This window comes from Diaphorobacter sp. (genome assembly GCF_050251835.1).
Taxonomy (GTDB): domain Bacteria; phylum Pseudomonadota; class Gammaproteobacteria; order Burkholderiales; family Burkholderiaceae_C; genus JBFXIE01.
The window spans coordinates 18,544-30,310 of record NZ_JBFWLZ010000039.1 but is presented as its reverse complement, the minus strand read 5'-3'; the positions used below and the strand labels follow the sequence as shown (position 1 = coordinate 30,310).

Below are 11,767 nucleotides of genomic sequence, written 5' to 3'. Positions count from 1 at the left end.
GCGCCTGCGGCGCTGGTCTTTCAAGATGACTTCAACAGTGTCCGTATGCCTAGTCGTACTCACAGTCCTACTCCTATCTTCAAAGATAAGCGATAGGACGGGTCCGGAGTTTCAAGGGGCTATCTCACCATCTGCAAACCGAGCTCTTTGCTCTTGTTCCCTATCGGAGTGTCCCCGTCCCGGTCCGACCGTCTGTCCCATCACACGCGTGGTCGCTTGCTCTCCTTCAAACTCGTTGATTCGCTTTCTTCGTACTTGTGGCCATCAGTGCGCGGCCTGCCACGCCTCGGAGCGCCAGGCCTGCCCACCTGCCAGAACCGCCCAGATCGTTCGCGCCAACTTGTTTGCCACCGCGGCGACAGCCACGCTGTACGGTCGGCGCTGTAGGAGCGCTGTCAACCATGGCCATGTCGGGCCATCCTTCGCTCTCATCACGACAGATCGAGCACCATGCATCAGCAACGTTCGCAGGTAAGCATCGCCCCGCTTGCTGATGCCCAGTTGCCGGACTCGTCCACCAGTGCCGGTCTGGCGAGGGACAAGTCCGATCCATGCTGCAAACTCCCGGGCATCCTTGAACGCGGTCGGCGTGCCCATGCTGGCGACAACGGCCGTTGCTGTGAGCAGACCGATGCCTGGGATCTCGGCGACAGCTTTGCAGGCCGGTAATTCCTGCATCTGCTGTGACAGTCGTCGCTCGATCATGCCAATGTCAGCCTGCAGTTGCTGGACTCGCCTGAGCTGCTCGGCCAGACTGTCCATGAGGATCGCAGGCAGCCGTGTCCTCGCGTCACGCATGGCATCAGGCAAGGCCTTTAGCAACGCCGCGTGACCTTCCGGCAACACGATGCCAAACTCGTAGAGCAGCCCACGGAGTTCGTTGGTTTGCATGATGCGGGTCTTCATGAGCTGCGAGCGCATCCTGTGCAGCGACAGCACGATTTGCTGGGCCTCGGTCTTCACAGGAACGAAGCGCATTCCTGGCTGCTGGCATGCGGTCCAGATCGCTTGGGCGTCCGCTGCGTCGGTCTTATTGCGCTGCACGAAGGGGCGCACCTTGCGTGGTGAGATAAGTCGTACCTCGTGGCCCAGTTCCATCAAGGCTCGGCCCCAGTCGTGAGCACCGCCGCACGCTTCCATGACGACCAGCGCCGCAGCGCGGTTGGCAAACCACTCCAGCATCTTGGCGCGCTTTAGCTGCAAGCGCTCGATGCAGCCGGTGTCCATCTCGACCCAGTGCAGTTGAAACACCTTCTTGGCAATGTCGACAGCAATGACGGTACGTTCCATGATGCTCTCCACTTCGAGTTGACGACGAGATCGCCAATCTGGCACTACCCAGGGCGCTGTGCAAGTAGCGGTAGGAGGGAGGCGCCCACACCATCTGTTTATATCGCCTGCGCTGTGGTGGCACGAAGACCAGCGGCGTGCCACTAATCTGCCACTAATGGCGCCAAAAACAAAAAAGCTCCGACCTGCGGAGCTTTCTAAGTTCTTGATTTACAAGGATATTTTTGGTCGGGGTGAGAGGATTCGAACCTCCGGCCTCTACGTCCCGAACGTAGCGCTCTACCAGGCTAAGCTACACCCCGATGCTCCTCATCGAACACACGCAATCAGACGCGTCTGTCAAGTAGCTGAGCCGCTAATTGTAGCAAACCTTTGGTGTACAGATTGGGCGGTAGCTTCTCTGCAGCGTCCACGGCCAGTTGTGCCTGCGCCGCCGCCGCTTCACGAGTTGCGGTCAATGCGCCGGTATCACGGATGACGGCGATGACGGGCGCAAGTTCATCGGTGGCACCGGTCTCGATGACGCGGCGCAGTAGTTCGCGTTGCGCCTCGTTGCCACGCTGCATGGCAATGATGAGGGGAAGGGTCACTTTGCCTTCACGCAGGTCGTCGCCCAGGTTTTTCCCCATCTCCTGCGCATTGCCGTCATAGTCGAGTACATCGTCGATGACTTGGAAGGCTGTGCCGAGTGCCTGGCCGTATTCGGCACAAGCTTGCTCCGTGGCGGGCGGGCTGCCCGCGAGGATTGCAGCGATGCGAGCGCTGGCCTCAAACAGTTTTGCTGTTTTGGATCGTATGACGTTCAGGTAGCCGGCTTCGTCCAGGGATGCGTCATGTGTATTCATGAGCTGCTGGACTTCGCCTTCCGCGATCACGTTGGTGGCGTCAGCCAAGGTTTGCATTACGCGCAAGTTGTTGGTGCTGACCACCATTTGAAAGGCGCGTGAATGGAGAAAATCGCCCACTAGCACACTTGCAGGATTGCCAAAGCTCTCGTTCGCTGTGGGGCGCCCCCGACGCAGAGTGGACTCGTCCACCACATCATCGTGCAGGAGAGTGGCTGTGTGGATGAATTCCACTACCGCTGCAAGATTGAACCGTTGCTCGCCCTTGTAGCCCAGAGCGCCACTCACCAGAAGCAGTAATGCAGGGCGCAGACGCTTTCCGCCAGCTGAGATGATGTACTGAGCGACCTCTCCCACCAGAGAGACCGATGATTGAAGTCGTGATGCTATGACCTTGTCCACCTCTCGCATGTCGTCGGCAATCAGTGCGAGGGTGGCGGCGGTGCTGGGGGAGTTGGCGGCCAAGGTGCTTGCTGGTGTGGAAATGAAAGGCCGATTATAGGAAGCAGCCAGGCTGCGTGCCCCGTGTCGCACTGAGCTTTCGAAGACGAGGCGACGGTAGATTTGCCCCCGTTTTGCCTTGGTGATACAATCACAGGTTCTGTAGAAATTCGTCTGCAGAACTCCAAGACAAATGAGGTTTACATGTACGCGGTCATAAAAACCGGCGGCAAGCAGTATCGCGTTGCCGCTGGCGAAAAAATTAAGGTAGAACAGATTGCTGCGGAAGTAGGCCAGGAGATTGTGATTGACCAGGTTCTTGCCGTCGGCAACGGCGCTGAGCTCAAGGTTGGCACTCCCCTGGTTTCCGGCGCAACAGTGACGGCTACGGTCGTGGCTCACGGCAAGCACGATAAAGTGCGCATCTTCAAGATGCGTCGTCGCAAGCACTATCAGAAACGTCAAGGTCATCGCCAGCAGTTCACAGAACTGCAGATCCAGGCGATTGCTGCTTAAAACAGGGAGCTGATGTCATGGCACAGAAAAAAGGCGGCGGCTCTACGCGAAACGGGCGCGATTCCAAGCCCAAAATGCTCGGCGTGAAGGCTTACGGTGGTGAGCTGATCAGCGCAGGTTCTATCATTGTCCGTCAGCGCGGTACGCGTATCCATCCCGGCGTGAATGTCGGATTGGGCAAGGATCACACGTTGTTTGCCTTGGTGGATGGCCATGTGTCTTTCGGCACCAAGGGCGCACTGTCCAAGCACACGGTCAGCGTGACCCCCGCGTAAAGGCATTGCGCCACCATCGCGATTGCAAAGCCCCGACCCGTCGGGGCTTTGTTGTTTTCGGCGCATGCGCGGTTTCTTGATGCGCTCAGGCGCAACTACTCTTCGGCACCACGTTGACGTGGGTGCGCTTCTGTAAACTGGATACCCATGAAGTTTGTTGACGAAGCCTTTATCGACGTTGCCGCGGGCGACGGTGGCAATGGCTGTGTCTCGTTTCGGCACGAGAAATACAAAGAGTTTGGTGGGCCTGACGGTGGCGATGGCGGCCGCGGAGGGCATGTGTTTGCGGTGGCAGACCCTAACCTCAATACGCTGGTGGACTTTCGCTACTCACGCCGCCACGAGGCCAAGCGTGGAGAGCATGGCAAGGGTTCCGACATGTTTGGGGCGGCTGGCTCAGATATCACCCTCAAGATGCCCGTGGGCACCATCATTAGCGACGCCGACACCGGCGAAGTGCTGTACGAGTTGCTCACGCCGGGCGAGGTAATCACGATCGCCAAAGGCGGCGATGGTGGCTTCGGCAATATGCGTTTCAAGAGCGCCATCAATCGCGCTCCTCGCCAGAAAACGCCGGGCTGGCCCGGCGAGCGCAAAAACCTCAAGCTCGAACTCAAGGTGCTGGCTGATGTAGGCCTGCTGGGCATGCCCAATGCGGGCAAGTCCACTTTCATCGCGGCCGTGTCCAACGCCCGGCCGAAGATTGCCGACTATCCGTTCACCACCTTGCACCCCAATCTGGGTGTGGTGCGTGTGGGGCCTGAGCAGAGTTTCGTCATCGCCGACATTCCAGGCCTGATCGAGGGCGCATCCGAAGGCGCGGGTTTGGGCCACCAGTTTTTGCGCCACTTGCAGCGCACACGGCTACTGCTGCATGTGGTGGATCTGGCGCCTTTCGACGATACCGTCGATCCGGTGGCGCAGGCCAAGGCCATCGTGGGTGAGCTGAAAAAATACGATACCCAGCTGTTTGAGAAGCCGCGCTGGCTTGTGCTCAACAAGCTGGACATGGTGCCAGCCGAGGAGCGCGCAGAGCGGGTCAAGGACTTCGTGAAGCGCTTCAAGTGGAAGGGGCCGGTGTTCGAAATCTCCGCGTTGACGCGCGAGGGTTGCGAGTCTCTGGTGCAGTCCATCTTTCAGCATGTGCACGCCCAGCAGCTTGCGCAAAATGCGCCGGTTGAGGTGGATCCGCGCTTCGCTGATCAGCTGCCTGCACAGCCGTGACGCAAGGGCCGGAGGTTGAATTGCTATATATTTAATAGCTTCTGGCGCTTGTTTTATAAGGGCTAGAGCCAATTTTTATAAAAAATGGTGTCCAGTGTATTGCGCGACGCACGTCGCATCGTGGTCAAGGTAGGCTCCAGCCTCGTCACCAATGAGGGGCGGGGGCTGGATGAGATTGCCATTGGGGAGTGGAGCCGCCAACTGGCTGCGCTGGTGCGAGGCGAGGGCGGCGAGTCGCGTGAAGTCATCATGGTCTCCAGCGGCGCCATCGCAGAGGGCATGAAGCGCCTGGGCTGGTCAGCGCGCCCCAGCGAGATCCACGAACTGCAGGCCGCCGCCGCCGTGGGGCAAATGGGCCTGGCCCAGATGTACGAGACCAAGCTGCGCGAGCAGCGCATAGGCAGCGCGCAGGTGTTGCTGACCCACGCCGACCTGGCCGACCGCGAGCGCTACCTGAATGCCCGCTCCACGCTGCTGACCTTGCTGCGCCTGGGCGTGGTGCCGGTTATCAACGAAAACGACACCGTTGTCACCGACGAAATCAAGTTCGGCGACAACGACACGCTGGGCGCTCTGGTGGCCAATCTGGTTGAGGCCGACGCCCTCGTCATCCTGACCGATCAGAAGGGCTTGTACACCGCCGACCCGCGCCGCGACCCGCAGGCGCAGTTTGTGCACGAGGCGCAGGCTGGTGATGCCGCGCTGGAAGTGATGGCTGGCGGCGCCGGCTCCAGTATCGGCAAGGGTGGGATGATCACCAAGATTTTGGCGGCCAAGCGCGCTGCGGGCTCGGGCGCGTCCACCGTCATTGCATGGGGTCGCGAGCGTGACGTGCTGCTGCGCCTGGCGCGTGGCGAAGCCATTGGCACGCTGCTCGTGGCGCAGACTCAGAAAAATCAGGCCCGCAAGCAATGGATGGCTGACCACCTGCAACTGCGCGGCTCGGTGACGGTCGATGCGGGCGCAGCGGCCAAGCTGCGTGACGAAGGCAAGAGCCTGCTGCCCATCGGGATGGTTTCCGTCGAGGGCGACTTCGCGCGTGGCGACGTGATCGCCGTTCGCGATGCTGCGGGTGCAGAGATCGCCCGCGGCCTGGCCAATTACGCCAGCGCCGAAGCGCGTCTGCTGTGCCGCCGGCCGTCAGCAGATTTTGAGCGTCTGCTGGGCTATGCCGCCGAGCCCGAGATGGTGCATCGCGACAACATGGTTGTGTCCGGCGCCTGACGGGGCCGGGCAGCCCACATCACACACTGGCAGGTTTTCTGGGTGGAGCGCTGGCTGATGCCGTTTCAACCAGCGGCGCAGGTATGCTGTTTTGCGGATCGGGATCAAAGCTGGCTCCGGGAGGCAACTCCATGCCGGGCTTGACCAGCAGGGAGCCAGCCCGCTGCATGGGTGTATGGCTGCCTTCAGAGTCACGCGACCGCATGCCGCTGCGCAGGTAACGGTTGCGTTGCTCATGCCGGGGGAGAAAGCGCGACAGCTCGGTCAGCGCCATCTCGTACACGCCGCGCTTGAAATCGACCACCACATCCAGCGGCACCCAATAGTCATTCCAGCGCCACGCGTCGAACTCGGGGTGGTTGGTGGCGCGCAGGTTCAGATCCCAGTCGTGGCCCAGAAGCTGCAGCAGATACCAGATTTGTTTCTGGCCTTTGTAGTGTCCGCGCGCGTCGCGGCGGATGTACCGGTCAGGCACCTCGTAGCGCAACCAGTCCCGGGTGCGGGCAATCACACGTACCTGGTTTGGCAGCAGTCCTACCTCTTCGTGCAGTTCGCGGAACATGGCTTGCTCCGGGTTTTCTCCGCGGTCAATGCCACCTTGCGGAAACTGCCAGCTGTGGGTTCGGATGCGCTTGCCCCAGAATACCTGGTTTCTTTGGTTGAGCAGGATGATGCCGACGTTTGGGCGAAAACCGTCCCTGTCAAGCATAATCTAACCCTAATTCTTTAAAACTGTGGTCATTATGCACGCAGCCCTGTCTGCGGCAAGTTCAGCAACACAGTTGTCAAGCGCGTTCAATGAAAGCTTCCCAATTCTTCATCTCCACCTTGAAAGAGGCCCCGGCCGACGCCGAGGTTGTCAGTCACAAACTCATGATGCGCGCCGGCCTCATCAAGAAGCTGGGGGCGGGTATTTACAACTACATGCCGATGGGGCTGCGGGTCATCCGCAAGGTCGAAGCCATCGTGCGCGAAGAAATGAACCGCGCCGGCGCCGTCGAGCTGACCATGCCCGTGGTGCAGCCCTCTGAGCTGTGGCACGAAACCGGCCGCTTCGAGAAGATGGGCCCCGAGCTGCTGCGCATCCAGGATCGCCACGGGCGCGATTTCGTGATCCAGCCCACCAGCGAAGAAGTGGTCACCGACATTGCGCGCCAGGAACTGCGCAGCTACAAGCAGCTGCCCAAGAACCTCTATCAGATCCAGACCAAGTTCCGCGACGAACGCCGTCCGCGCTTTGGTCTGATGCGCGGGCGCGAGTTCATCATGAAGGACGCCTACAGCTTTGACCGTGACCAGACCAGCGCCAAGGCCAGCTACCAGGTCATGGCGCAGGCCTATCGTCGCATTTTTGACCGCTTCGGTCTGCGCTATCGCGCGGTGGCAGCGGACTCGGGCGCCATTGGTGGGGATCTGAGTGAAGAATTCCAGGTGATCGCCGCCACAGGGGAGGACGCCATCGTCTATTGCCCCGCCAGCGATTACGCAGCCAACATGGAAAAAGCCGAGGCGCTGGCGCCCGTCGGCCCGCGCCCTGCGCCGACGCAGCCGCAGACCTTGACGCCCACGCCGGGCAAGAGCACCTGCGCCGATGTGGCCGAGATGCTGGGCGTACCGCTGTCCACCACGGTCAAGTCTCTGGTGCTGGCCACGGATGAGACCAACGAGGCGGGTGAGGTGTTGCGCAGCCAGGTCTGGCTGCTGCTGCTGCGCGGCGACCATGACATGAACGAGATCAAGGTGGCCAAGGTGCCCGGCCTGGACGCGGGTTTTCGCTTCGCGACCGTTGCCGAGATCGAAGATCACTTCGGCAGCAAACCCGGCTACCTGGGTCCTTTGAGCCTGAAGAAGCCGGTGAGGATCGTGGCCGATCGCGACGTGGCCGTGATGGCCGACTGGATCTGCGGTGCCAACCAGGAAGACCACCACATCACCGGCGTCAACTGGGGCCGCGACCTGCCCGAGCCCGACCTGGTGGCCGACTTGCGCAACGTGGTGGCCGGAGACCTGTCGCCTGACGGCAAGGGAGAGCTGGCCATCGAGCGCGGCATCGAAGTCGGCCATGTGTTCTACCTGGGCACCAAGTATTCCAGGGCCATGAATGCCACCTTCCTGGCAGAAGACGGCAAGCCCGCATTCTTCGAGATGGGCTGCTATGGCATCGGCATCACGCGCCTGCCGGCGGCGGCCATCGAGCAAAACCACGACGAGCGTGGCATTGTCTGGCCCGATTCCATTGCGCCGTTCACCGTCGTCATATGCCCTGTGGGGATGGATCGTAGCGAGGCGGTCAAGGCCCAGGCCGAGTCGCTCTACGCTGAACTGCTGGCAGCCGGGGTGGACGTGATCCTGGATGACCGTGGCGAGCGCCCAGGCGCCATGTTTGCCGACTGGGAGCTGATCGGCGTGCCGCACCGCGTGACGATTGGCGACAAGAGCCTGAAGGAAGGCCAGGTCGAATACCAGCACCGCCGCGATGCATCCGCCACCAAGGTGGGCGTTGCGGACATCCTGGCCCATGTGAAGGAACGTTTGGCAGCATGAGTGCAGCGGTGGATTTTCAGGGTGTGCAATGGCGGCAGGGCCTGTCGCGCCGGGCCTGTCTGGTGTCGCTGGCGGCTGGGCCTGCTGCATGGCTGGGCGCGCCCTCGCTGGCGCATGCCGGGGGGCAGCTGGAAGAGCCGCTGATCGACTCCGTGCGTACCGCGCTTAGTTCTGCGGTGGCAGACCTTGCGCCACCCGAGCCTCTGTTTGCCACCACCGAGGCCCGCCTGCTGTACCTGCGGTGGCTGGGGACCATGAGTGATCGCCTGCGCCAGCGCAAGCCCGCGTGGGAGGTTCGCCGCGACTTCCTGCAGACGGTTTGGTACGAGTCCAAGCGTGCCGGGCTTGATGTGTCACTGGTGCTGGGCCTGATTCAGGTGGAAAGCGCGTTTCGCAAGTTCGCCATCTCGCCTGTGGGCGCGCGCGGCTACATGCAGGTGATGCCGTTTTGGACGCGCGTGATCGGCGACGGCGACCCCGGCAAGCTGTTTCACATGCAGACCAACCTGCGTTTTGGTTGCGTGATATTGCGCCACTACCTCGACCGCGAGCGGGGCGATCTGTACATGGCGCTCGGGCGCTACAACGGCAGCCGCGGCAAGGCGCCGTACCCCAGCGCGGTGTTTGCGGCGCAGCGCAGCTGGTTCTATCAAGAGCGCACTTCGGACGCCTGAGCCGCGGCAGCCACCGGCGCAGGGCTTAGCCGCGACACCATGACCTGGTCGATGCGGTAGCTGTCCACGTCCAGCACCTCGAACTTGTAGCCTCCGAAGGTCACGCTGTCGGTGCGGCGCGGCACGCGGCGCAGCATCTCCATCAAAAAGCCTGCCAGGGTTTCATATTCGTCGGCATGGGGCAGCTCGTCCAGGCCCAGGGCATGCTGCACATCGCTCACGGGCGTGGCGCCGTCGATGAGCCATGAATGTTCGTCCCGGCGCACGATCTGCTCCTCATCGTCCGGGCCCACCAGGTCGCCCATCACGGTGCTCATCACGTCGTTGAGCGTGACCACGCCCACCACCAGGCTGTATTCGTTGACGATGACCGCGAAGTCCTCATGCACCTGGCGGAACTGGTCCAGCACCTCGGCCAGCGACAGCCGGTCGGGCACCACGAGCACCTTGCGCACCAATTCTTCATCGGTCAGCGAGATCGGCTGGTTGTTGAGCAAGCGCTGAAACAAATCCTTGGCATCGACATAGCCCACCACATGGTCGATGTCGCCCTCGCACACCGGGTAAGTGGAAAACGGCTCGGCGGCAATGCGCGCGCGGATCACCGTGTCCGGGTCGTCGCTCAGAAAGTAGGCCACGCGGTCGCGCGGCGACATGGCGCTGGTCACGCTGCGCGAGTCCAGCTCGAACACGTTCTCGATCACCTGCTGTTCGCGCGCAGCCAGCACGCCTGCGCGCGCACCGGCTTCCATCATGGCCAGGATGTCGTCGGATGTGACGCGGTCGTCGCGCAAGGCGTTCATGCCCAGCGCGCGAAACAGCAGATCCGCGCAGCGGCTGTAGAGCCACACGAGGGGCCGCAGCAGTGCCATCGCGGCCTGCATGGGGGCTACCACGCGCACGGCCAGTCGCTCAGGCTCGGCCATGCCCATGCGCTTGGGGAACAAGTCGGCAAACAGGATGAACAGCGACGTGATGACGGTGAACGACAGCAAAAAACCCGCCGTCTGTGCGGGTGCCTGGCCCAGCCACAGGCCGAAGAAGCGGGAAAAGTGCGGGCTCAGCGCCCCTTCGCCCACGATGCCGCCCAGCACCGCCACGGCGTTCTGGCCGATCTGCACGGCGGTGAAGTAGTCGCCAGGGGTTTCCTGCAACTGCAGCACACGGCCGGCGCGGTAGTTGCCCTCGTCGGCCAGCTGGCGCAGCCGCAGCCGGCGCGACGCGGCCAGGGAAATCTCGGCCAGCGAGAAAAATGCGCTGGCCCCGATGAGGGCGATGAGGACGAAGAGGCTTTCGGACAGTGACATGAAGCGATGGTGCTGGGCCCCGCGCCTGCAGATAGTCAAGCCGGGGGCACATGGACACGAGGCTATGGGTCACCTTGAGTGTAGCGGGCCTGCGCTATGGCGCCTGGCCGGCCCCATGGGCAAAAAAAACCGCCCTGGGCGGGCGGTTGGTGGCGGTGCGGCGGCTAAGGGGTGTCAGGCGGCGTTGCGTGCGTCCAGCACTTGCTGCAGTTCACCGGACTCGTACATCTCCATCATGATGTCCGAGCCACCGATGAACTCGCCCTTCACATACAGCTGCGGAATGGTGGGCCAGTTGCTGTATTCCTTGATGCCCTGGCGGATTTCCTGGTCCTCCAGCACGTTCACGGTGGCGATGCTCTTGGGGTCCACGCCGCAGGCCTTGAGGATCTGGATGGCACGGCCTGAAAAACCGCACATAGGAAAGCTGGCATTGCCTTTCATGAACAGCAGGATGTCGTTGGTCTTGACCAGTTGGTCGATGCGTTGCTGGACGTCGCTCATGGGGTTCTCCTGAAATGGGCGCCCGGGAGCCGGGCGGCAATGGGTGGATTATTTCACTGCGGGGCGGCACCGGGCATTGACCCGCCAGTGCATCGGGCTATGCCGGACAAATCGCGGCGGCTTTGCACCTGGTCAAAACCCGCGTCGCGCAGCAGTGCTTGCACGGCGTCGGCCTGGTCCCAGCCATGCTCCAGCAGCAGCCAGCCGCAGGGTGCCAGCCGCGTGGGCGCCTGGGCGATGATGGTGCGGATGTCCTCCAGACCATCGGCGCCGCTGGCCAGCGCGGCCAGCGGCTCGTGGGTGAGGGCGGCCAGGTGCGGATCCAGCGCGGGGATGTAGGGCGGGTTGCTGACGATGGCGTCAAACGGCCCGGCCACGCCTTGCAGCCAGTTGCCCTGCGCAAAGCGCACCGGCAGCCCCAGCCGCAGGGCGTTGGCGCGGGCCACGGCGAGGGCGTCGGCGCTGGCATCCACAGCCAGCACCTGGGCGTCGGGCCGCTCGTGCTGCAGTGCCAGGGCGATGGCGCCGCTGCCCGTGCCCAGGTCGGCCACGCGCGGCGCGGGGTGGGCGGCCAGCACTTCCAGCGCCCAACCGACCAGCGTCTCGGTGTCGGGGCGCGGGTCCAGCACCCGGGCGTCCACGGCCAGTGGCAGGCCCCAGAACTCCTTGCGCCCCGTCAGGTAAGCCACGGGCTCGCCGCGGGCGCGGCGTGCGCACAGCGCGGTGTACTGATCGACGGCCGCGGCGGTCAGCGCATCGCCGTCATGCACCAGCAGCCAGGCACGGTCGTTGGGCGCGCGCCCCAGCACGTACAGCAGCAGCATTTGCGCGTCGATGCGCGCCAGCCCCCCGGCCTGGGCCTGGGTCAGCGCTTGGGCGAGGGTGGTAGAAGACAAGATGCTTCCTTATTGATAGCTGCGTGC

The 11,767-nt window shown here is 62.6% G+C and carries 12 protein-coding genes and 1 tRNA gene; 6 read left to right on the top strand and 7 right to left on the bottom strand.

Annotated elements, in window-relative coordinates; genetic code table 11:
* Positions 1–264: 264 nt before the first annotated feature.
* From AB7E35_RS12400 to AB7E35_RS12390, 3 genes are all read right to left on the bottom strand, one after another.
* A complete protein-coding gene (locus AB7E35_RS12400) occupies positions 265–1,290 on the bottom strand; it encodes an IS110 family transposase (protein WP_428167652.1) in 1,026 nt (341 codons plus the stop codon).
* A 225-nt stretch (positions 1,291–1,515) separates the two neighbouring features.
* Positions 1,516–1,592: transfer RNA gene (locus AB7E35_RS12395), tRNA-Pro, on the bottom strand.
* Positions 1,593–1,616: 24 nt separating this feature from the next.
* Positions 1,617–2,600, bottom strand: a complete 984-nt coding sequence (locus AB7E35_RS12390; RefSeq protein ID WP_428163938.1) for a polyprenyl synthetase family protein — start codon at positions 2,598–2,600, stop codon at positions 1,617–1,619.
* Between the two features lie 180 nt (positions 2,601–2,780).
* Here AB7E35_RS12390 and rplU point away from each other — a divergent pair, with 180 nt between their 5' ends.
* The 4 genes from rplU (at position 2,781) to proB (ending at position 5,815) form a co-directional block, all read left to right on the top strand.
* Positions 2,781–3,092, top strand: a complete 312-nt coding sequence (gene rplU, locus AB7E35_RS12385; protein ID WP_428163937.1) for a 50S ribosomal protein L21 — start codon at positions 2,781–2,783, stop codon at positions 3,090–3,092.
* A gap of 17 nt (positions 3,093–3,109) precedes the next feature.
* Entirely contained in the window at positions 3,110–3,367 is a 258-nt protein-coding gene (rpmA, locus tag AB7E35_RS12380) for a 50S ribosomal protein L27 (RefSeq protein WP_270174997.1), read from the top strand.
* Positions 3,368–3,514: 147 nt separating this feature from the next.
* On the top strand, positions 3,515–4,591 hold the full coding sequence (gene cgtA / locus AB7E35_RS12375) for an Obg family GTPase CgtA (RefSeq protein WP_428163936.1): 1,077 nt from the start codon (positions 3,515–3,517) through the stop codon (positions 4,589–4,591).
* Positions 4,592–4,675: 84 nt separating this feature from the next.
* Complete coding sequence (proB, locus tag AB7E35_RS12370) at positions 4,676–5,815, top strand: glutamate 5-kinase (protein ID WP_428163935.1); 1,140 nt, start codon at positions 4,676–4,678, stop codon at positions 5,813–5,815.
* A gap of 19 nt (positions 5,816–5,834) precedes the next feature.
* On the opposite strand, the gene AB7E35_RS12365 is transcribed toward proB, so the two are convergent.
* Positions 5,835–6,524, bottom strand: a complete 690-nt coding sequence (locus AB7E35_RS12365) for an RNA pyrophosphohydrolase (protein ID WP_428163934.1) — start codon at positions 6,522–6,524, stop codon at positions 5,835–5,837.
* Between the two features lie 89 nt (positions 6,525–6,613).
* On the opposite strand from AB7E35_RS12365, the gene AB7E35_RS12360 reads away from it, so the two are divergent.
* Together AB7E35_RS12360 and AB7E35_RS12355 are read left to right on the top strand one after the other, a co-directional pair.
* Positions 6,614–8,359 carry a proline--tRNA ligase gene (locus tag AB7E35_RS12360; RefSeq protein ID WP_428163933.1) on the top strand — a complete coding sequence of 582 codons (1,746 nt, stop codon included), beginning with the start codon at positions 6,614–6,616 and terminating at the stop codon, positions 8,357–8,359.
* Entirely contained in the window at positions 8,356–9,033 is a 678-nt protein-coding gene (locus tag AB7E35_RS12355) for a lytic transglycosylase domain-containing protein (protein WP_428167651.1), read from the top strand. Before AB7E35_RS12360 ends, AB7E35_RS12355 begins: the two co-directional genes overlap by 4 nt.
* Here AB7E35_RS12355 and AB7E35_RS12350 read toward each other — a convergent pair.
* From AB7E35_RS12350 to prmC, 3 genes are all read right to left on the bottom strand, one after another.
* Positions 9,009–10,340, bottom strand: a complete 1,332-nt coding sequence (locus AB7E35_RS12350) for a hemolysin family protein (protein ID WP_428163931.1) — start codon at positions 10,338–10,340, stop codon at positions 9,009–9,011. The genes AB7E35_RS12355 and AB7E35_RS12350 overlap by 25 nt on opposite strands.
* A 174-nt stretch (positions 10,341–10,514) precedes the next feature.
* Positions 10,515–10,844 (bottom strand): Grx4 family monothiol glutaredoxin, encoded by a 330-nt coding sequence (gene grxD / locus AB7E35_RS12345; protein ID WP_428163930.1) that lies wholly within the window; start codon positions 10,842–10,844, stop codon positions 10,515–10,517.
* 53 nt (positions 10,845–10,897) lie between these two features.
* Positions 10,898–11,740 (bottom strand): peptide chain release factor N(5)-glutamine methyltransferase, encoded by an 843-nt coding sequence (gene prmC, locus AB7E35_RS12340; RefSeq protein WP_428167650.1) that lies wholly within the window; start codon positions 11,738–11,740, stop codon positions 10,898–10,900.
* Positions 11,741–11,767: the final 27 nt, after the last annotated feature.